This window comes from Rossellomorea sp. RS05 (assembly GCF_039822645.1).
In the GTDB taxonomy this organism is placed as follows: domain Bacteria; phylum Bacillota; class Bacilli; order Bacillales; family Bacillaceae_B; genus Rossellomorea; species Rossellomorea marisflavi_B.
In genome coordinates this window covers 69,094-88,969 of the sequence record NZ_JBDKWY010000005.1, presented here as the reverse complement: position 1 = coordinate 88,969, position 19,876 = coordinate 69,094, and the positions used below count along the sequence as shown (strand labels likewise).

The window sequence follows — 19,876 nt, the reverse complement described above, 5'->3', positions numbered from 1 at the left end:
GTTTATTTCCCTCCTTTTCCATACGCTTCTTGCAGAATATAATAGGAATCTTTCAGTCTCTCATGGAAAGTCGGCTCTTCCCACTCTTTCCATGAATAGCGGTAAAATGCAGCCGGATCCATGAAGCCGTCTTTCAGAGCAGGATAGGCGTATGATTCCTTCCCGTCCGTTTCATAAAGTCCGATATTGATGGAGTCTATTTTCTTCTTGCCTTCAATTCCTGTCTTCCACATATCCCCCATGGCATCCTTCAGGCTCGGATCCTTGATGTTGAGGAGCTGCCACGGGATGCGGATTTCGGTCATATCGCCTTCTGGGGAAACGCTGATATCCGTGAGGGAGTCATAGTCTTCATCCCCGGGGTTCGCTGTACCGAATTGCATCTTGCCTGTTTCATAGGATTCAAACGGCAGGGTCTTGCCCTGAATTGTCAGCTCCTTATTCAGGGTCAGTCGGATCGGATGATAGACGCCGTTATCCTTCTTGCCCGCATACGGCTCCTTATCGATCATCTCTAAGAGGTTCCCGTAGTGATAGTAGTAGCTGTCATAATAGCTGTCTACGAGGAGCTGGGCGGTCTGATCCCCCTTCATATGAAGGACGAAATCCACTCCTTTGGTCTTCACATCATCGACCCCCGGGATGGTCGATTGACCCTGATCCGGAATTGTATCAAAGAGAAGATAAGAGTCTTTATCTTTCACAGAATCTGTATCGACCCTCACGTATACATATCGTTCATCACTAGAAACGTAGAGGGCATGCTTACCGTCCTCGAATGCAGGTTCAATGCCCTTGAACGCCCAGTCTTCCCTGCGTCCGTCCACATGAAGGACGTCGGTTCGGTTCTTGCCAGGATCAAAGCTCAGGACGCCGAACTGCTGTTCATTCGTCTGGGCATTGGACCAGAACGGACGTCTGTCCGGGTCATCATAGTCCATCGTGTTCCATGTCCGTTTGAACCATTCATCCTGCCAGGTGAAAACCATTCCGCCAGCCAGATTCTCTTCGATGATGTCCTCGAAGAGCCTGCGGTCAATCTCACCCTGTTCTTTTTCCGAATGGTGTCCCTGATCGAGTCCGTCGACATTCCGGTGGGTCAGACCGCGGGAGCCCGGCACGCCGAATTCAGCGACGACGAGCGGCATGGTATGATGATTCTTCATATCATTCAGATAGCCTGCATAGTTGTTCTTCTCACCACGGTGATCAAGATAGTTGATGTACTCCGGCTCATAGTTGAGGAAGTCCGGGTAGTACGGATAGATATGATACGATGCGAATAGTCCGGTATGGAGCTGGTCCGTTGCTTTGATGAGGTTCGGGTCCACCGATACCATGTCTTCCTTCTCGGACGGCTCATACGGGTGATCGAGAAGGTCCGTGGTCACCCAGTTGGTGAAGCTGACGGGGCGCTGCCATTGATAGGTGGAGGTCTCATACGATACGGCTTCATCCATCATGGTGGAAATCCATACTTCGAATGGCCTAGCCTTTTCTGTATAGAGATATTCACCCTTCAGATCCTTCATGCCCTTGTGCTTTTCGTTCGTCGAGAGGACCACTTCTGGATCCCACTCGACCCCGAACACCCAGCCGAGGACGTAAGGTGAGATATCATGGGTATAGCTTCCCGAAGCATGGCCGGGGCGATCGGGAATCTCTGCATTCCCATGGATCAGATCGACCGTGCGTTTGATTTCATCCTGGAATTCTTCAGTGTTTTCCTTGGCAAAGGCATCCTTCGTCTTCAGGAAGATCTCTTCATTCACCCACACCCCATGGAAGAGGTAGAGCGGTTTTTCAGCCATCTGATTGTATTCGTAGAAAGCTTCATAGAACTCCGGCGGATGGATCGTATAGACTCGTAGGGAGTTGGCATTCATGGCGCCGATCTGCTTGAACCATCTCAGATACTCTTCCTTGGTGATGGCCGTCTCGCCGGGGAAATGTCCGGGCTTCGCAATCCCCATATTGACGCCTTTGATGGTGAGATCCTTCCACTTGCCGCCCTGGTTGATCTGGACGTAATCGGATCCCACCTTGCCTGCAAGCTTGATGCCATCCTCGACTTCCGCTTTCTGCGCTTTCGCCTTTGGGGCATCTTTCTGGCGATGGATCCTCTCAAGGATTGTGTCCATCATCGGGGCATACGCCTTCCAGTAGAATGCCGTTTCTTCATCCGGTCCTGAGCCCTCCGTCCACTTCCGCCATGTCGGCAGTCCCGATGTTTGGTACAGATTCGGCACGTCCGGCTGGTCGGCAAAATCACCGCTGAAGTAATAGGTTTCGAATTGGCGGTTCTCCTGGTGGATCACGGCAGGGAAGGTTGTAGGCAAATTGATTCCCTTCAGCTTATCTTTCCCCTTGTCGGTAAGGGACAGGGAATACTCGGCCAGCACCTCGTCCGGATTGATGGCTTCGACGATATCGAACCAGTAGGAATACGCAACCGACAGGTCTTCACCGAATTCTTCTTCCCCCTTCTTCGTGGTGGAGAAGATGGCTCCTTTATCGGTGATGTCGTCCCCGTTCAGGATCATCAGGCGATCCGACCGGTCGACAAGGACGAAGCCGCCGCCTTTGAACGCATAGTCCTTCCCGTATTGCTCTTTATAGTTGTTGCGGACCCACTCCGGCACCTCTTCGCTTGTCATATCGGGGAAATAGCGCCCGATCCACCCTGACCATTCAAGATTGAAAAGGGAGTAGAACTTACGCCTGACCTTTTCATCCGTGGGATCGGCCATGGAGTTGAACTCTGCGATGATGGTCTTCCCTTCATTCAGGGCCATGGACTTCAAGGAATCGATCTCTTCCTCCTCGAGCCCTCCATACACCTTGGAGGACCGGGAACCGGAGACGTTTTCCCTATCCAGATCTTCTTCGTACACCCCGTATGTATCGGTGATGTAGACGGCATCATAGCCTTCGGCGGATTCCGGAACAGACGTCGGTTTCCCTTCCTTCGGGTCATAACCGATGTAGTCTGTGTCCTCCCGGTAGCTACTACCGTCGCTCTGCCTATATTTCTGCTGATTCAATAGCCACATCAAGCCTTTATGCTCCCGGTAGCTTTCATCGGGAACGGTCTTATCCACGATCATCAGGTCAAGATCTTTCTTCCCCTTCACCTGCCATACCCAGAACGGGGAGGTCAGAAGCAGGACGATTCCCAAGATGAAGATCAGGAAGCCATATCGTTTCACGTTGTTCATTTGGATACTCCTTTTCTCGCCATTTCACCCCAGCCCCGCTTCTTGCGGAGGAAGTCGATGATGCCCTCACAGCGCCACAGTACGGTCAACGGGCGATACCAGAGGGTCTCTGTAAGGGAATAGAAGAATAGTTTCGTAATGTCAGATGCCTTCGGATATTTCCGGATCGTCCACTCCTCCAGCAGGACGGCCGACATGGAAAGAATCGAACCGTAGAAGATCGACAATAAGAATAAGAGGATGGCAAACTCCAGATAAACGCCGCCGAACAGCAGCGAGACGATCATGATGAGATAGCCCGTCAGCTCCACGACCGGTCCGAGGAACTCGATGATGAGGAAATAGGGCATGCTCACCATGCCGATGGAGCCGTATTTCGGATTGAACAGAAGTTTTTTATGGATCCACAGGCTCTCGAACAGTCCACGGTGCCATCTGCTCCGCTGTCTCCGCAAGTATTTCATGGACTCCGGTGCTTCCGTCCAGCTGACGGGATCCGGAACGTAGACGATTTGTTTGTCTGCTTTCTCTTCTTTCACGAATCGATGGAGCCTCACGACAAGTTCCATGTCTTCACCCACCGTATGGGCATAGCCCCCGGCCCGGATGACCCAGCTCTTCGAGAAGACGCCGAAGGCCCCAGATACGATGAGGAGGAGATTGTGCCGGCTTAGACCAATTCGTCCCATCAGGAACGCCCTCAAATATTCGATCACCTGCATGACGACAAGGGGAGAACGGGATAACCCGATCTTCACGATTTCTCCGCTCTCGATGTCACATCCATTGGCGATCCGTATGCTTCCACCTGAGGCGATGACGTCTCCATCAGATTCGATGATGGGCTTCATGACCTTCAGGAAGGCGGACCGCTCAAGGACCGAATCCCCGTCGATTGAGCAGAAATACGGGAAGTTGGACACATTGATCCCTGCATTCAGGGCATCGGCCTTCCCTCCGTTTGCTTTATCGACGACAAGGAGGTTCTTATACAGCTTCGATTGATAGACCGCTTTTACAGGCTGGGTTTCGAGCTGCTGCCGGATGACCCACTTGATCTTCACCAGCTGGAACGTCTCGATGAGCTTCTCAAGGGAATCATCCGTCGACCCATCGTTCACGATGATCACTTCGTATTCCGGATACTCGATGCTCAGGAGGGACCGGACCGTGGCCATGATCCCGACGGATTCATTATAGGCGGGCACCAGGATCGATACCGGCTTCGTCTGGGAAAGATGAAGGAGCTCTTCATACGGCTCCCAGTCGTCAAGCTGGTACGATTTCCGCAGCTGGAACATGGAGATCACGAGAAGAATCGAATAAAAAGAGATAACAAGAATCATATATATGAGGACGAACCACCCGATGCCGAGCAGGACGTTTCCCCATGCGTCTGAAATGTTCATGTGATACGCCCCCTTTCCAACCATTGTTCCGCCATATCCCTGGCATACAGGTCTTCTTCTGATATGGCAATCTCCCTCAGAACCTGCTGCCCGCGCTCAAGACGCATGATGGCCTGAGCGGCCTGTGACCGCACATAGAAGGACGCATCCCTCATCAAGCTGATGAGAAGGCCGGTCAATTCAGGACTACGCACGTATTCACACACCTTGATGGCCATGAGCCGTTCCTGCCAGGACTCTGCCTTCAGGTGTTCGGCGAGTAGGTCTGCTGGAAGATAATGCTCCATAGCCACGATCGCTTTCAGGGCACGAATCCGGATTTCAGATGATGCCAAGCCTAGTTTATCCTCCAAAAACCCTGCATAACGGGGATTCCGCCTCAGGCCGATGCTGTCAATGAGGGAATGATGCATCACCTCAGGCAATTCGCCTGCCACATCCATGAGTCCCTCAAAGTCTTTGGGACCGAGTGCCTGAAAGAGGAGGCTGTACTCAAATTCCGTGAATACATGCTTTGGATGCATGAGGGCTTTCATGACGTCAGGGGATCCGTTTTTGATGTCGATCTTGAGGATTTGGATTTCTTCTTGTTTGGTTAGTCTGCGTGATTGATAGACCCTGTCGAGTTCGGTTTTCATGGTGCGCATCCCGAAGTCCTCGATCCAGTACAGGCCGTTCATCCGCATGCTCCACCGCCGGTGACGGAGATGCTTTTTGATCTCCCCGTCAAAATGGTCCTCGGCGAAGAGCCTGATCCTCATAAGGATATCCTCGCTTGCGAATGTTTGGGAGAAACCCGCCATCAGCTCGATCAAAGCCCTGACCTGAAAGGGATCCCTCCCCACTTCAACTTCCTCCACCCCTTCCCTGAGGAAATGGAAGAGGGGAAGCTGGTATTCCTCTTTATATGCCTCTATGACGTCACGTTTCTTCGTTTCTCTTGTTTTTTTCATAACGAGATAAAGAAAGATCGAGAATAAGATGATCAGGAAGATCCCGAGCATCACGACAAAAAACAACAGCTCATCTTTGAACAATGGCCTTACCTCATTCTCTTCAGTATTTGATTCAAGCGCGCTTCGAGCTCAAGAAGCTTGAAGGGCTTGGTGATGTAATCATCGGCTCCAAGTTGCAGAGATCTCGAGATGTCCCGTTCGCTCCTTCTCGAGGTCAGCATGATCACTTTGTAGCGATCGGAATCCTGACGTCGTCGAAGATGTTCCAATACCTCCAGGCCATCCATCTTCGGCATCACCCCGTCAAGGACGACAAGGGTCTGTTCACTGCCATGCCATTCATCGTAGAGGAAGGATTCCCCGTTATCGAACGTGTTTACGTCGTAACGCACGCCCGGCTGTTGTGGAAGCTTCGCCACGATGTCACTCATCACGGTCCGGATGATGGGATCATCATCTACGATGGCCACCTTAAGGATTTTCTCATGAGAAGGGTCGAGCTTCAGGACTTCGGATTTCACCCGATTCCGGCCCCCTTCCTTCGCTTCGTACAGAGCCGTATCCGCTAGACCAAGCCAGTGCTCGAACCGTCGGCCCGGATCGGCGATCTCCGCCACTCCCGCTGAAAATGTACAGCTGAATGCTTCTCCGGCAAAGAAGGTGTGAAGGCTGAAGTCCTCGCGAAGGACATTCAATCTGGCCACTGCTTCATGGAGGGAAGCTCCGTGAAACAGGATGACGAACTCTTCTCCACCGTAGCGGAAGATGATGTCCTGTGCCCCCACCTTCTGCTTAAGGTATCCGGCAAATTCCCTCAGCACTTCATCCCCAATCAGATGTCCATATGTATCATTCACCTTCTTGAAGTGATCGATATCCAGAATCGCCACACATAGCTGACGGTCTCCCTGATCCTTCAGTCTGGAATACGCTTGTTGAAGATATTTCCGGTTATACACATGGGTAAGCTCATCGATGAGGACGAGAGATTCGAGGTGCTTCTTCCGTTGAAGCTGGCGGTCGACCCTGACAAGGAATTCATCCATGTCCACCGGCTTTGCCATGAAATCATCGGCCCCGACCTTATAAGCCTTGACCCTGACCTCCTTGCTCCTATCGGAACTCATCATCACGGCTGGAACATAGTGGCTCTTCAGGTTCTGCTTGAAGGAATCAAGCTCTTCATCATCTGCCATATCCACATTGAGGATCGCGCAATCAGGACGGACATCATAGTACAGACCAATCGCCTTTTCCGTACTGACGACAGGCACCACATGCCACCCTTCTGCCTCCCCCTTCTCCTTTGCTTCCATCAGAAAATGGGTATCCGTATCCATGATGAGGACAACCGGTCCCTCTCCCCTGCGCTCGTATTTCCTGGAGAAATCGGGGATCTCTCCTTCCACATGAAGATAGCAGGCTTCGATGATGTCGAAGAGTTCATCCCGTATTTCATTCATACTCCACATGCGTGAATCTTTCTCCGGGAGCCCATCCATGATGGTACGTGCCTTCTTACCGATTGCATCCAAGCCCAAAACCGAGGCAGACCCTGCGAGGGAGTGGATGAAACGGTACACCTCCTCATGGGGGATCTTCTCTGCCGCTTCCCATTCCGACAGTTTCTTGCGAATATTTTCAAAGAAATGCTTTGTATACTTATCCATATATCCGTCTTCCTTTTCTCATTGATCGGCTGATCTTTCAGCCGTAGACCGTCAACACAGCTAACCTATTATACTCCTGGCAAATCATCATATCTAGATACTTTATTAAGCATTTTTTCTTCATATGTAAGAAAAAACCTCTTACTAACTAATGTACCAAATCCCCTAATACACTACCATGAAAGAAGGGGTGAAATAGCGTAAAATGAGACATTTTAAGGGGTCAATTCTCTTTTTTAGAAAAATAAGGATTATATACCCATTAAAAAAATCGGCGTCCTATGGTATGGACGCCGATTTTCTTTACCCCTCGGTGGAAACAAATTCTTCAAGTGCTTTCACTGCCTCATCCTCATCGCTTCCATCCGCAATCAGGTTGACGGAAACGCCGGTGCCGACAGCCAGGCTCATGAGTCCCATGATGCTTTTGGCATTCACTTTTTTCCCATCCTTCTCAAGGAATATATCAGATGAGAAGCGGTTTGCCTCCTGAACGAATAGTGCAGCGGGCCTTGCTTGAAGACCGGTTTTCAATTTCACTTCTATGCGTTTTTCTACCATTGGACACTCTCTCCCCTTTGTCGTCGATTACGAATGGATTTTCTCGCCCGCCCTGATTTTCTCAGCAAGCTGATCGATCTTACGCAAGCGATGGTTGATTCCTGATTTACTGATTGTCCCTCCGGATACCATTTCACCCAGTTCCTTCAGGGTTACATCCTGATATGTTACGCGCAGCTCGGCGATTTCCCGGAGCTTATCAGGGAGAACTTGGAGCCCCACGTGCTTCTCGATGAACTTGATGTTCTCGACCTGTCTCAGTGCGGCACCGATCGTCTTATTCAGATTGGCGGTCTCACAGTTTACAAGCCGGTTGACCGAATTCCTCATATCCCTGACGATCCGGACGTCCTCGAATCTCATGAGGGCGTTATGGGCCCCGATGACATTCAGGAACTCTGTGATCTTCTCTGCTTCCTTCAGATACGTGATGAAGCCCTTCTTGCGCTCAAGGGTCTTGCTGTTGAGCCCGAATGAGTTCATCACCTCTGACAACGCTTCGTTGTGTTCTGCGTAAAGAGAGAAGATTTCAAGATGGTAGGACGAGGTTTCCGGATTGTTCACGGATCCCCCTGCAAGGAAGGCCCCGCGCAGATAAGAACGCTTACAGCACTTCTTCTTGATCAGGTCTTCGGATATATTATGGATGAAGGTGAAGCCCTCTCCGAGTATCTTCAAGTCCTCCAGGATCATCTTCGAGTCTTCCTTGATTCGGACGATGTAGACGTTATTCTTCTTCAGCCTCATTTTCTTCCGGACAAGGAGTTCCACGGGGGTGTCGTATCCCTTTTTGATCAATGTGTAAATCCTTCTGGCGATGGCAGCATTCTCGGTCTGGATGTTCACCACAAGCTGCTGATTGGAAAAGGACAGTGATCCGTTCATCCGGATCAGTGCTGAAAGCTCGGCATTCGCACAGCAATCCTTCACCTCGATATTGGTAAGTTCCTTTTTCGTTTCTGACGCAAATGACATCCCCATCACCTCCTAGCAAACAACATTATTTCTCCAGTGACTCCTTCAGATATGAAAAGATCATATCGGCCACCTTCTCTGTATTATGACGCACAAGCTGGTTTTCATAGGATAGAATATCCTCGGCCACCACTTCGAGTCCCATGGACGCCAGCTTCTCCACGTCATAATGGACAGGCTTTGCCTGCTCTTCACGATAGAGTGCCTTCACTTCTTCCGGCACCTGCTTTTTATTCACAAGCACGCAGTCGATGCACGGCACCTCCATATGATCGAAGATCGCCTTCACATGGTCACTCGCAGAGTAGTCAAGGGTTTCCCCCGCCTGGGTCATGATATTGCATATATAAAGCTTCTTCGCTTCTGACCGGCAGATTGCTTCACCGATCCCCGGTACAAGAAGATTCGGCAATATACTAGTATATAGACTTCCCGGTCCCATCACAATCAAATCGGCTTCGTCGATGGCGCGGACCGTTTCACGCAGCGGTTTCACCGAATCCGCGTCGATGAAGACACGCTTGATCCGCTTCCCCGCTTCAGGGATACTTGATTCTCCCGTCACGATGGATCCGTCCTCCATCTCGGCTTTCAGGACCACGCTCTGATTCGCAGAAGGAAGGACCTTCCCGTTCACGTTCAGGACGCGGCTCATCTCCTGGATCGCGTGGACAAAGTCCCCCGTGATCGACGTCATGGCGGCAATGATCAGATTGCCCAGTGCATGACCGGATAATTCATTTTCCGTTTCGAATCGATGTTGAAACATCTGTTCAATCAATGGCTCTACTTCAGACAGGGCCGCGAGTACGTTCCGGACGTCTCCAGGAGGAGGGATGTCCAGGCTGTCACGCAGCCGACCGGAGCTCCCGCCGTCATCTGCGACGGTCACAATGGCCGAAATATCGATCGGGTGCCGCTTCAATCCCCGGAGAAGGACAGGGAGCCCTGTCCCTCCACCGATCACGACAACCTTAGGCTGATCAGTCATGTTGTTATGCCCTTTCTCTTCTGGATGTCCCGGTGGGAAATGATGGTCTCATAATCCTCTTCAAAATGATGACCGATATACTCCGCCAAGGCGACGGAACGATGCTGGCCGCCCGTACAGCCGATGGCGATCACAAGCTGACTCTTCCCTTCCCGCTTATACTGAGGAAGCATGAAGGAAAGAAGATCCGTCACCTTCTCGATGAACTTCGACGTCTCGTTCCACTTCAGAACATATGTCGCTACATCCTCATCGAGGCCCGTCCGTGGACGCATGGACTCGATGTAATGGGGATTCGGCAGGAAGCGCACGTCGAACACCAAATCGGCATCGATGGGAATACCGTGCTTGAACCCGAAGGAAACGACATTTACGGTGAAGATACTCTGCTTATTCACCGAGAACTCCGTCAAGATCTTCTCCCGGAGCTCACGCGGCTTCATTTCCGACGTCTTGTAAATCATCTGAGCGCGACCTTTCAATTCCTCCAACAGCTCCCGCTCCTGCTTGATTCCCTCAAGGGGAAGACCTGCAGGTGCCAGCGGATGGGTGCGGCGCGTTTCTTTGTAGCGGCGTACCAAGGCCGCATCATCGGCATCCAGATACAGGATCTGAGGCGTCACCCAGGACGTTTCCGCCAATTCATCCAGTGATTTAAAGAGGTGGTCGAAGAACTCCCTTCCCCTGAGGTCCATGACGACCGCGACTTTATTCATCTTATTACCCGACTCTTTCATCAGTTCCAGGAACTTCGGAAGCAGGGTCGGCGGCAGGTTGTCTACGCAGAAGAATCCCAGATCTTCAAAGCTTTGCATGGCAACCGTCTTGCCGGCACCCGACATCCCGGTGATGATGACTAATTGTACTTCATTTACTGAACCCGTACTCATGCTCTTCCCCCCTGTAAGGTTTCTATCTATCTGCTTTCGTGTAAACCCAGTTCAGCTCGGATCCAATCGGTAGGACAAAAGCTTGAAATCTGGCGTATAGGTGAAGGTTCCGTAAATGGTCTTCTTACCGTGCAGGAGATAATCGAGGATATGGAAATCCCCTTCCGCCATGGGAAGCTCCCGGATCTCTTCGATATTATGCCACTTGATCGTACCTTCCTCCGACTCCTGGAAGTTCACGCCATCTGCTTCTGTTGCAAAGAACGAGAACATCATCCACTCCTGGACAATCTGATCTCCGTCTTTAATGATGAAGGTGAAGACCCCCTTCAAATCAGGGTTCTTCAAGTAGATCCCCGTCTCTTCGCGATACTCACGGATGACGGCGTCACGGATCGATTCACCGGACTCCATCTTGCCGCCTGGCGCGACCCACCAGTTCCTTCTTGGTTTCTGAAGAAGGAGAACCTTGTCTCCATCCAGATATAAGCAATTTGTAACTCTCTGCACTCCATTCACCTCAATCCGACTATGGGGATGTACAGATCCCCATTCTTTATCATTCTTTTTATTATACTATGAACGCATACAAGCCACAATGTCTGCGGTGGCGGGACAATGTCGATAAACATCGAATAATTTGTCCAAATCCCGGTACACGCAGACCGATACAGGCCCTCGGACTCCACTGTTACAGTTTTGTGGCAAAAAAAAGAGACACAGGCGAGTCCTGTGTCTTAAAAGGGATTTATTACTTAAAAGGGGGTCAATTTCTTATTATCTATATTACCCGATAAATATTGCACCTGTGTTACAGCAGATTTAAAACGGTATTACGGAATTGTTAACCTTTGTCGAATCCATGCTGACCCTTGTCGAAATGCGCATCAAAAGTTATAAGAATCCATGATTTGATCGGCAATCAGGTCATATCCCTTCCCGTTCGGATGGAGGGAATCAGAGAAATATTCCCCTTTCGATTTTCCTTTGAACAATGGATTGGACGAAACGTATTTCACGTTTTCTTGCTTCTTCACTTCCTTGATGATCGTCTCATTCCAATCATCCACATACGCTTCGATTTTGTCGCTGTCCCGATCCGGATACGGATTATACAATCCGATCACGAGAATCGGAGCATCTTCATTCAACGTGTGGAGTGTATCAATGATCTCATCGAGATTATCCAGGTACTCTTTCTTCGCGTCCATGATCTTGTCATGGTGAAGAGGCTTGAAGTCTCCTCCATTGCTTTTGATCAGATCATTCGTCCCGATATTGATGATGAACAGATCGGCATCGGGCAGATCCTTCGTCACGTCAGGCTTCATGAGCTGCTTCTGCAGCTGGCCGGACTTTTGACCAGGGATGCCGAGGTTTTGGAATGAGTAGGTTTCATCGGTCTTTTCTTTGTTCACCTTGTCCTCCAGGCGACCGATGTAACCGGAGTTCTCCTTGTCTCCTTTACCGTATACAAGGGAGTCCCCGAGGGCGACCACATATTTTTTGTCTGCGGTTTCTTTCTTATCTGTGAAGAATAAATAATAAGCTCCGGCTAGGAGGACTACAACCACTAGTACTCCGACCATTTTCCAAACTTTCATCTTACCCCGACCTTCCGTTTAAACTTGGATGTATGTGTGGTTATTTTCCCTGAAAATGAGGTTGTAATCCTGTTTATTTTTGGATGGGGGGATTTTGTGAGGGGAGTCCTATTTTTGATGGAGGATCCGTTGTGATGGGGCGTTTCGTTTCGCTGCGGCCGGCCGCTTTCCATGGGGCGTGCGGTGAGCCGCTTCGGCAAGCCTGCAGGGTCTCACCCTGCCCGCTTTTCCCATAGGAGTCGGCCGGCCTCCGCTACACTTCACTTTGTGCGTGGTAGGAAATCGTGCTGATATTACACGGTGGGTTCATCATTTTCCTTTTTTATTGGGATGGGGTGTGGTGTGTGGGACTGGTTCGCTTCGCTTCGGTCTTGGGGGCCAATCCAACTTCATTCTTTGTCTCATCCCAGCTCTGATGAGTGACGGAAGCATTCAGTGGTAAGGAATATTTTCATATACGCGAAGAAGGGAATTGATGGGATATCAAAGAATGTAAACATAGAACAAATGAATCCATTTAAAGGAGTGAGAACGTATGAGTACTTCGTTTATTGAACAAGTGCATTATAATCGGATCCCCGTAAAAGACCTGAAACTGTCCGCGCATTGGTACAGGGATATCCTAGGGCTCCCATTGCTGTCCCTTAACAAGGAGCTTGCGATATTGAAAATCAATGATGGCCCCTCCCTCCTCATCCTCGTTCCAACACCGGATGATACCTACGCCCATTTCACCGTCAACGGGACACAAGCGTTCAGCATCGCCTTCACCTCCCGGGACATACCCGGATTTCATCAACACCTAACAGACCACAAAGTAAAAGTCGACGGCATCCAACACGATGATGACCACGCCTACTTCCACTTTCACGATCCCAACGGAAACAAATTTCAAGTGCATTGGTGAGCTCCTTTCCACCACATGGGCGCAAATAAACTAGGGTACTTGAAAGATTATTTAGGCGTGCCATGAAGAAGGGATACTTTATTTTTGAGGATCCGAAAAACCATCAATCATCGAAAAGTGCAGTGGAGCGGAGGACGGCCGACTCCTTCGGGAATAGAGGCAAAGTTGAGACCCTGGAGGCGCAGCCGAAGCGGCTCAACTGACTCCCCGCAGGAAAGCGGCCGTCCGCAGCGAAACGGAACGCTCTTACTCCTATCACTCTCCACTTCAATAGCAGTAAGAAGTAACGGAGTTTAACACTAAACCTCCACATCCTTCATCGAAGAGTGCAGTGCAGCGGAGGACGGCCGACTCCCGCGGGAATAGAGGCAAGATTGAGACCCTGCAGGCGCAGCCGAAGCGGCTCAACTGACTCCCCGCAGGAAAGCGGCCGTCCGCAGCGAAACGGAACGGTCCCGTACAATCACACACCAACCCAAACACTCTTCCCCACACCACTCTCATGAACAAAACAAAAACCGGACTCTCCGCGGAAAGAGTCCGATTTTCATTTGATCCCCTATTTCTTCTGTACTCCGAACCGTGCATTCAATTGACCCCTAATCATCTTCTGCTTCGCTTCGTTTTTCTCTTTTTTAGACAGCTCGTGTTTGATCTCCTTGGTCGTGACGCCTTCCTCCCGCTGGTCGGCAATATCCATCAATCGCTCCACATCACGGAACGAATACTTTCGGTACCCTCGATTGGACCGCTCAGGGAAAATCAGATTCTTCTCTTCATAATACCGGATTTTTCTCTCTGTCAAACCGGTGAGCTCACTGACGACCCCAATGGAAATCACTTTTTTATCCTTATAGGAAGGCTCCTTCTCCACACTCACTCATCCTCCTGAAAAGGGAATACCTTGATTATACATGAATCATCCTGAATTTGGATTGTTATGTGAGGAAACCTGACAAGAAAAATAGAATTTAGGTAGAAAAGCTTACACAAAGGATGATTTCACCCGCTGAATCTCTTACACTTTTCTTATTCAGGTAGAAAGGGAGTGGAGTCAGTGCCTTTTTTGCGAGAAGCCGTTGAAAAACAGAAGGAGCAGTTCATCTGTCGACTGATGAAAGAGGGGGTATATGAACGGAAGGAAGATGCTGAAAAATTGACCTTGACCGAGCTTGCCCTCCTGTTGGAGAACCACGTGAGGAAGAAATGAACAAAAGCCCTGTGGACACGGAGTCCACAGGGCTTTTAATGTATTATACCGGTTTAACCTTTTCTTTCAGCTCTTCTACATAGTGCTGGACGGCTTGAGCCGCGATGCTTCCATCACCGGTTGCCGTAACGATCTGACGCAGTTGTTTCTCACGTACGTCACCAGCTGCGAAGATGCCGGGTACTTTTGTTTCCATTTGTTCGTTCGTTTCGATATAGCCTTCTGCATTGGTGATGCCTAGGCTTGCAAATGGTTTTGTCAGCGGAAGCATACCGATGTAAATGAATACACCGTCTGCTTTGAATTCAGTTTCTTCTCCGCTTTCAGTGGACACAAGTGTCACGCTTCCTACTTTTCCGTTGCCTTCGTTGATTTCTTTGATGGTATGGTTCCAGATGAAATCCACTTTTTCGTTATCGAATGCACGCTGCTGAAGGATCTTCTGGGCGCGCAGCTCGTCACGACGGTGGACGATGGTCACTTTGTTAGCGAAACGGGTGAGGTATACCCCTTCTTCCACGGCAGAGTCTCCTCCTCCGATGACAACGAGGTCTTTGTTTTTGAAGAAGGCACCATCACATACGGCACAGTAAGATACTCCGCGTCCGCCGAGTTCCTTTTCACCAGGGACACCGATTTTTTTGTATTCGGCACCTGTTGTGATGATCACGGCACGAGCCTTGAATTCTTTTGAACCGGTTTTGATGATCTTGTACTCTTCACCATCGATGATTTCCTTGATGTCGCCATATGCGTATTCCGCTCCGAATTTCTTTGCGTGGTCAAACATCTTGTTGGAAAGGTCAGGTCCTAGGATCGTATCGAATCCAGGATAGTTTTCAACCTCTTCCGTGTTGGCCATCTGACCGCCCGGAACTCCCCTTTCAAGCATGAGGGTGGAAAGGTTCGCACGGGATGTATATACTGCAGCCGTCATGCCTGCAGGTCCTGCTCCGGCAATGATGACATCATAAATTTGCTCTTCTGACATAGCTGATTCTCCTTCCGAACAGAGTTCTTATTTAAATACTATGGAGGGTGGACCGTTTGGTTTCCTCCTTAGTATGAACTTCCTACGTCTATCCTATAAAATTAGGAAAGAACCGTCCAAATATATGCTCAGGAGAGGTAATCCTCAACAGTGGCGATATATTTTGTCAGCGTGGACACGGCAATCCCATATCGTCCACTGACTTCCTTTTTTGTCTTTGCTTCGCTTCTGAGGCGGTACCATGTGTACTCCAACGCAGCCGCGAACGCTTTGGTATTCTTAAAGTCTTCTCCTTCTTTCAAACCCCTATACGCTATGTTGAACCATGTAAGGTATAGACCGGAAGTGACGCTTGAAATCGGATGGTGGTGCTTATACAAGTGAAGGGCGATCGCATGGATGGACTCAAGCGTCTCATTCACCTGTACCGACTTTCCTCCCCGCCCGTTCAGGATCTGGGCAAGATAAAGCTTTTCCACAATGGACAAATCGTCGATCTCACAAAAATCGGCATGGGAAAGAATCGCTTCCTGATAATCGGATACAGACAGCAGGAATAGCCCGAATAATCGCTCTTCATCATCTTCGCTTTTGAGCTTTTTCAGGATCGATGAGATATGGTTCTCGAATCCTTCGCCTTTCGGTTTCCCGCTCCACGGTTCCTGCCCTTCTTTTTCCGGGGCCAGGTCGAGCACCTTCTTCCAGGCTTTCCGGGCCGTATCGTGCCGGCCGGTTTCAAACGCTGAATGTGAAAGCCAGTAAAAGAAGCTTGCGTCTCCTTCAAAGCCCGTCTTTTGCAGTGACTTCAGCCATTCATAGCCTTTCTCCGCGTGACCGATGAGGGCAAAGGTCGCGCCGAGCTTGTAGCGGTGCTCAAAGTTGATCGGACGTACTTTTTCAAGGCCGAGAATGAGCTCATCCAACTCATCGAATCTCCGCTGATAAAAGTAGAAGACAGCGGTATTGCACAAGGCGTGCAGATTCCCCGGGTTCTTCTCCAATACTTCTTCTAGGGTGGAAGCGGCCTGTTCCACTTCACCAAGGTAAAAGTACGCGAGTGCGAGATTGTTATAAGCCGACCAGAATTCGGGATACTCCTTGATCACACCTTGAAGGGTATCGGCCGCCTTCTGGAAGTTGCCTGCCTCCAGCTGTGTTTTCGCTTTTGCCTGCTTGGCGATCAGGTCATCGTGTTCGTACAACTCATCGGTGATCAAGTCGGAATCGAGTTCGAGGAGCTCGAGCAGATCTTCGGCGTCTTCGGCAAATTCACCGTAGCGATCCTTTTCAAGGTAGGCAGACACCTGTTCATACGCTTCCTTGAACAAACCGAGATGCGCATAGTTGTTTGCCAGGAAGTAATGGCACTCGTTCATGCGTGGATCCAGATCCTTCAGGATTTCATGCAGCAGTTCATTGGCTTTTTTGAAATCACCGAGTTCTGTCAGGACAATGGAAAGCTGACATGCGATCATCGGCTCCAATGGTTCCAGTTGTAATGCTCTATTTAAATATTTTAATGATTTTTTCAGTTCACGATGGTGGTATGCTTTCATCCCTTTCGTGAAGTAATACTCACCGGTTGGGACGAAGGACAGCACCTTTGCTTGCTCACTGACTGTTTTTGACCCTTTTTTCATCAAAATCCTCCGAAACGTTCGTAATGTAACTACCGTAGTATAACATACAACGCACCGCTACTGAACTACCATATTTTAAGGGGCGGCCACCGCAGGATATGCAGGGACCGCCCCTTGAGGGATTACTTATTATGACGTTCCAGCAGCACGTTGAATACGTCATCCAATGGAAGTTTTTGCTCCCTCAGGAGGACCAGGACGTGGTAGAAGAGATCGGCGGTTTCCCACTTCAGCTCTTCCGCATCACGGTTCTTCGCCGCGATGATGACTTCTGACGCTTCCTCCCCTACCTTCTTGAGGATCTTATCGACCCCTTTTTCAAAGAGGTAGGTCGTGTAGGCCCCTTCCGGACGCTCTGCGTCACGGTCGGCAATCAAGAATTCCAGCGTCTTCAGGATTTCTGCACCGGTCGAAGTCTTCTCCCCGTGTACGGTTTCACTGAAACAGCTTTCCGCACCGGTATGGCACGCCGGACCTGCCTTCTCTACCATTACAAGAAGGGCATCCTTATCGCAGTCCCAGGTGATGTTCCGTACCTTCTGGGTGTTCCCACTCGTTTCCCCTTTGTGCCAAAGTTCCTGACGAGACCGTGAATAGAACCAGGTTTCTCCGGTTTCCACCGTCTTCTTCAATGATGTTTCATTCATATAAGCCAGGGTTAGTACTTCCTTCGTCCCTGCATCCTGGATGATGGCAGGGACGAGCCCCGCCTCATCATAGACGACATCTGCAAGCCATTCTGTCATCGTACATGCACCTCCTGAGTCCGTAAGTATCGTTTCACTTCTTCTATGCTTGTTTCTTTATAGTGGAAAATGGAAGCAGCAAGGGCGGCATCGGCCCGCCCTTCAGCGAAGGCATCCTTGAAGTGCTCGGCATTCCCCGCCCCGCCTGATGCGATGACCGGAATCGAGACGGCTTCACTCACCGCCTTCGTCAGTTCAAGATGGAAGCCGTTTTTCTCCCCGTCGCTGTCCATGCTCGTGAGGAGGATTTCACCCGCTCCAAGGGATTCTGCCGTTTTTGCCCACTCGATGGCATCGAGGTCTGTCAGCTTCCTGCCTCCGTGGGTATAGACGCCGAATGTCCCGGTTTCTACATTCTTCTTCGCATCGATGGCGACGACGATGCACTGGGAACCGAAATAGTCTGCACCTTCCTTAATCAACTCTGGTCTCAGCACCGCAGCCGTGTTGAGGGATACTTTGTCGGCACCGGCACGGAGGATCCGCTTCATGTCATCGACGGAGTTGATTCCACCCCCGACGGTGAAGGGGATTGCAAGTTCTGCTGCTACCTGCCGCACCACTTCGACCATCGTTTCGCGCCCTTCGTGGGATGCGGAGATATCAAGGAATACAAGCTCGTCCGCTCCCTGCTCATCATAGGCCTTCGCAAGCTCCACCGGGTCGCCTGCGTCACGCAACTCGATGAACTGGATGCCTTTGACGACACGTCCTTCCTTTACATCGAGGCAGGGGATGATTCGTTTCGTCAGCATAATGTCACCTCTCTGATGGCTTCCGCCACGGTGAATTTCCCCGTGTAGAGGGATTTGCCGCAGATGGCTCCGCTCACGCCACTTTCCTTTAGCGTCTTCAGATCCTGAAGGGAGCTTACCCCGCCTGAAGCAATGACAGAGGCGCCGGTCGCCCGAGCCAGTTCCCGGTTCGCTTCGACGTTGGGCCCGGAAAGCATCCCGTCTGTTGCGATATCCGTGAAGATGAAGGTCTTCGCCCCTGCATCGGCAAGGTCCTTCCCGAGGTCAATGGCTGTGAGCTCCGACGTCTCAAGCCAGCCGTGTGTGGCCACATAGCCATCCTTCGCATCGAGCCCGATGACGATGCGGTCTCCCCCGTAGCGCTTGATCCAGGATTTCACGCGTTCCGTTTGGGATACAGCGATGCTCCCAAGGATGACACGATCGACTCCTGCATCAAGATAATAGTCGATATCATTTTCCGTACGGATTCCTCCGCCGATCTGCACCTTGGCCCCAAGGTTTTTAGCGACATTCAGCACATGCTCCCCGTTGACCCGGGAGCCCGCTTTCGCTCCGTCCAGGTCCACCATATGGATCCATGATGCCCCTTGGTCCGCGAAGCCTGCAGCCATATCGAACGGGTAATCCCCGTAGATGGTCTCTTGATTATAATCTCCCTGAATCAGTCTGACACATTTGCCTCCGCGCATATCAATAGCGGGATAGATGGTAAAACTCATGCTTTAACCTCCACGCGTGTTGTGAAATTCTTGAGAAGTTCCATGCCCAGTTCTCCGCTTTTCTCAGGGTGGAACTGCATGCCATATACATTGTCACGGCTCACGACAGCCGGGATCGGCACGCCGGCGTAGTCCGCGGACGCAACGGTCACATCAGCCGCCCCCTCGTGAACGTAATAGGAGTGGACGAAATATACATACCCTTCCTCCAACCCTTCGGTCAGGATGGACGGCTTGGCGTAGTTGAGGTGATTCCAGCCCATATGAGGTACTTTGTACGTGTTCCCCTCTAGATCTTCCTTCGGGATGCGGACGACCGTCCCCGGCAGGAGCCCAAGCCCCTTTGTACGACCGTTTTCTTCGCTATCCTCAAATAGGAGCTGCATGCCGAGGCAGATGCCAAGGAGCGGCTTCCCTGTGTTCACGAATGCCATGATGGTTTCTTTCAGATGAGTGGACTCCAACAGGGCCATGGCGTCCTTGAACGCCCCGACACCTGGGAGGATGATCCCGTCCGCTTTCAAAAGTTCTTCTTGATCATCACTGATCACATACGGGACACCGAGTCGTTCCAGTGCTTTACTGACACTGAATAAATTCCCCATTCCATAATCGACGATTCCAATCATGA

19 protein-coding genes are annotated in these 19,876 nt (G+C 50.5%); 2 read left to right on the top strand and 17 right to left on the bottom strand.

What is annotated here, in order from left to right; translation table 11 throughout:
- Nucleotides 1–2: 2 nt before the first annotated feature.
- From ABJ225_RS14070 to ABJ225_RS14025, 10 genes are all read right to left on the bottom strand, one after another.
- Nucleotides 3–3,218, bottom strand: coding sequence for a hypothetical protein (locus ABJ225_RS14070; RefSeq protein ID WP_048016205.1), 3,216 nt, complete (start codon nucleotides 3,216–3,218; stop codon nucleotides 3–5).
- Nucleotides 3,215–4,627: a glycosyltransferase family 2 protein gene (locus tag ABJ225_RS14065; protein ID WP_048013410.1), complete on the bottom strand. Its 1,413-nt coding sequence runs from the start codon at nucleotides 4,625–4,627 to the stop codon at nucleotides 3,215–3,217. The genes ABJ225_RS14070 and ABJ225_RS14065 overlap by 4 nt, the downstream gene beginning before the upstream one ends.
- Nucleotides 4,624–5,664 carry a HEAT repeat domain-containing protein gene (locus tag ABJ225_RS14060; protein ID WP_048013411.1) on the bottom strand — a complete coding sequence of 347 codons (1,041 nt, stop codon included), beginning with the start codon at nucleotides 5,662–5,664 and terminating at the stop codon, nucleotides 4,624–4,626. Before ABJ225_RS14060 ends, ABJ225_RS14065 begins: the two co-directional genes overlap by 4 nt.
- A gap of 5 nt (nucleotides 5,665–5,669) precedes the next feature.
- Nucleotides 5,670–7,253: a diguanylate cyclase gene (locus ABJ225_RS14055; RefSeq protein ID WP_347320829.1), complete on the bottom strand. Its 1,584-nt coding sequence runs from the start codon at nucleotides 7,251–7,253 to the stop codon at nucleotides 5,670–5,672.
- Between the two features lie 303 nt (nucleotides 7,254–7,556).
- Nucleotides 7,557–7,814 carry an HPr family phosphocarrier protein gene (locus ABJ225_RS14050; protein ID WP_048006712.1) on the bottom strand — a complete coding sequence of 86 codons (258 nt, stop codon included), beginning with the start codon at nucleotides 7,812–7,814 and terminating at the stop codon, nucleotides 7,557–7,559.
- Between the two features lie 27 nt (nucleotides 7,815–7,841).
- A complete protein-coding gene (whiA, locus tag ABJ225_RS14045) occupies nucleotides 7,842–8,789 on the bottom strand; it encodes a DNA-binding protein WhiA (protein ID WP_048006711.1) in 948 nt (315 codons plus the stop codon).
- Nucleotides 8,790–8,814: 25 nt separating this feature from the next.
- The gene (locus tag ABJ225_RS14040; RefSeq protein ID WP_048016202.1) at nucleotides 8,815–9,780 is read right to left on the bottom strand and encodes a gluconeogenesis factor YvcK family protein; all 966 of its coding nucleotides are present in this window, start codon (nucleotides 9,778–9,780) and stop codon (nucleotides 8,815–8,817) included.
- Entirely contained in the window at nucleotides 9,777–10,670 is an 894-nt protein-coding gene (gene rapZ / locus ABJ225_RS14035) for an RNase adapter RapZ (protein WP_056540441.1), read from the bottom strand. Before rapZ ends, ABJ225_RS14040 begins: the two co-directional genes overlap by 4 nt.
- Before the next feature lie 51 nt (nucleotides 10,671–10,721).
- On the bottom strand, nucleotides 10,722–11,180 hold the full coding sequence (locus ABJ225_RS14030; RefSeq protein WP_048006708.1) for an 8-oxo-dGTP diphosphatase: 459 nt from the start codon (nucleotides 11,178–11,180) through the stop codon (nucleotides 10,722–10,724).
- A gap of 377 nt (nucleotides 11,181–11,557) precedes the next feature.
- Nucleotides 11,558–12,274 carry a GDSL-type esterase/lipase family protein gene (locus tag ABJ225_RS14025; protein WP_347320828.1) on the bottom strand — a complete coding sequence of 239 codons (717 nt, stop codon included), beginning with the start codon at nucleotides 12,272–12,274 and terminating at the stop codon, nucleotides 11,558–11,560.
- Nucleotides 12,275–12,809: 535 nt separating this feature from the next.
- Between ABJ225_RS14025 and ABJ225_RS14020 the strand changes: the two genes are divergently transcribed.
- Nucleotides 12,810–13,181: a VOC family protein gene (locus tag ABJ225_RS14020; protein ID WP_347320827.1), complete on the top strand. Its 372-nt coding sequence runs from the start codon at nucleotides 12,810–12,812 to the stop codon at nucleotides 13,179–13,181.
- A 559-nt stretch (nucleotides 13,182–13,740) separates the two neighbouring features.
- On the opposite strand, the gene ABJ225_RS14015 is transcribed toward ABJ225_RS14020, so the two are convergent.
- On the bottom strand, nucleotides 13,741–14,055 hold the full coding sequence (locus tag ABJ225_RS14015) for a MerR family transcriptional regulator (protein ID WP_048006705.1): 315 nt from the start codon (nucleotides 14,053–14,055) through the stop codon (nucleotides 13,741–13,743).
- A 183-nt stretch (nucleotides 14,056–14,238) separates the two neighbouring features.
- On the opposite strand from ABJ225_RS14015, the gene ABJ225_RS14010 reads away from it, so the two are divergent.
- On the top strand, nucleotides 14,239–14,391 hold the full coding sequence (locus tag ABJ225_RS14010; RefSeq protein WP_159644293.1) for a hypothetical protein: 153 nt from the start codon (nucleotides 14,239–14,241) through the stop codon (nucleotides 14,389–14,391).
- Between the two features lie 43 nt (nucleotides 14,392–14,434).
- Here the strand turns inward: ABJ225_RS14010 and trxB are convergent, their stop codons facing one another.
- The 6 genes from trxB to hisH all read right to left on the bottom strand — a co-directional run bounded on the left by trxB (nucleotide 14,435) and on the right by hisH (nucleotide 19,874).
- Nucleotides 14,435–15,382: a thioredoxin-disulfide reductase gene (gene trxB / locus ABJ225_RS14005; protein ID WP_056540432.1), complete on the bottom strand. Its 948-nt coding sequence runs from the start codon at nucleotides 15,380–15,382 to the stop codon at nucleotides 14,435–14,437.
- Between the two features lie 128 nt (nucleotides 15,383–15,510).
- Nucleotides 15,511–17,022 carry a tetratricopeptide repeat protein gene (locus ABJ225_RS14000; protein WP_347320826.1) on the bottom strand — a complete coding sequence of 504 codons (1,512 nt, stop codon included), beginning with the start codon at nucleotides 17,020–17,022 and terminating at the stop codon, nucleotides 15,511–15,513.
- A gap of 122 nt (nucleotides 17,023–17,144) precedes the next feature.
- A complete protein-coding gene (gene hisIE, locus ABJ225_RS13995) occupies nucleotides 17,145–17,768 on the bottom strand; it encodes a bifunctional phosphoribosyl-AMP cyclohydrolase/phosphoribosyl-ATP diphosphatase HisIE (RefSeq protein ID WP_347320825.1) in 624 nt (207 codons plus the stop codon).
- Entirely contained in the window at nucleotides 17,765–18,523 is a 759-nt protein-coding gene (gene hisF / locus ABJ225_RS13990; RefSeq protein ID WP_347320824.1) for an imidazole glycerol phosphate synthase subunit HisF, read from the bottom strand. Before hisF ends, hisIE begins: the two co-directional genes overlap by 4 nt.
- The gene (hisA, locus tag ABJ225_RS13985) at nucleotides 18,517–19,245 is read right to left on the bottom strand and encodes a 1-(5-phosphoribosyl)-5-[(5-phosphoribosylamino)methylideneamino]imidazole-4-carboxamide isomerase (protein WP_347320823.1); all 729 of its coding nucleotides are present in this window, start codon (nucleotides 19,243–19,245) and stop codon (nucleotides 18,517–18,519) included. The genes hisF and hisA overlap by 7 nt, the downstream gene beginning before the upstream one ends.
- Entirely contained in the window at nucleotides 19,242–19,874 is a 633-nt protein-coding gene (hisH, locus tag ABJ225_RS13980; protein ID WP_048016195.1) for an imidazole glycerol phosphate synthase subunit HisH, read from the bottom strand. Before hisH ends, hisA begins: the two co-directional genes overlap by 4 nt.
- Between the last annotated feature and the right edge of the window lie 2 nt (nucleotides 19,875–19,876).

Excerpts from the sequence above, each read along its gene's own strand:
- ABJ225_RS14070 (WP_048016205.1), bottom strand. The coding sequence starts at position 3,218 with ATGAACAACGTGAAACGATATGGCTTCCTGATCTTCATCTTGGGAATC.
- ABJ225_RS14065 (WP_048013410.1), bottom strand. The coding sequence starts at position 4,627 with ATGAACATTTCAGACGCATGGGGAAACGTCCTGCTCGGCATCGGGTGG.
- ABJ225_RS14055 (WP_347320829.1), bottom strand. The coding sequence starts at position 7,253 with ATGGATAAGTATACAAAGCATTTCTTTGAAAATATTCGCAAGAAACTG.
- ABJ225_RS14050 (WP_048006712.1), bottom strand. The coding sequence starts at position 7,814 with ATGGTAGAAAAACGCATAGAAGTGAAATTGAAAACCGGTCTTCAAGCA.
- whiA (WP_048006711.1), bottom strand. The coding sequence starts at position 8,789 with ATGTCATTTGCGTCAGAAACGAAAAAGGAACTTACCAATATCGAGGTG.
- ABJ225_RS14040 (WP_048016202.1), bottom strand. The coding sequence starts at position 9,780 with ATGACTGATCAGCCTAAGGTTGTCGTGATCGGTGGAGGGACAGGGCTC.
- rapZ (WP_056540441.1), bottom strand. The coding sequence starts at position 10,670 with ATGAGTACGGGTTCAGTAAATGAAGTACAATTAGTCATCATCACCGGG.
- ABJ225_RS14025 (WP_347320828.1), bottom strand. The coding sequence starts at position 12,274 with ATGAAAGTTTGGAAAATGGTCGGAGTACTAGTGGTTGTAGTCCTCCTA.
- ABJ225_RS14020 (WP_347320827.1), top strand. The coding sequence starts at position 12,810 with ATGAGTACTTCGTTTATTGAACAAGTGCATTATAATCGGATCCCCGTA.
- trxB (WP_056540432.1), bottom strand. The coding sequence starts at position 15,382 with ATGTCAGAAGAGCAAATTTATGATGTCATCATTGCCGGAGCAGGACCT.
- ABJ225_RS14000 (WP_347320826.1), bottom strand. The coding sequence starts at position 17,022 with ATGAAAAAAGGGTCAAAAACAGTCAGTGAGCAAGCAAAGGTGCTGTCC.
- hisIE (WP_347320825.1), bottom strand. The coding sequence starts at position 17,768 with ATGACAGAATGGCTTGCAGATGTCGTCTATGATGAGGCGGGGCTCGTC.
- hisF (WP_347320824.1), bottom strand. The coding sequence starts at position 18,523 with ATGCTGACGAAACGAATCATCCCCTGCCTCGATGTAAAGGAAGGACGT.
- hisA (WP_347320823.1), bottom strand. The coding sequence starts at position 19,245 with ATGAGTTTTACCATCTATCCCGCTATTGATATGCGCGGAGGCAAATGT.
- hisH (WP_048016195.1), bottom strand. The coding sequence starts at position 19,874 with ATGATTGGAATCGTCGATTATGGAATGGGGAATTTATTCAGTGTCAGT.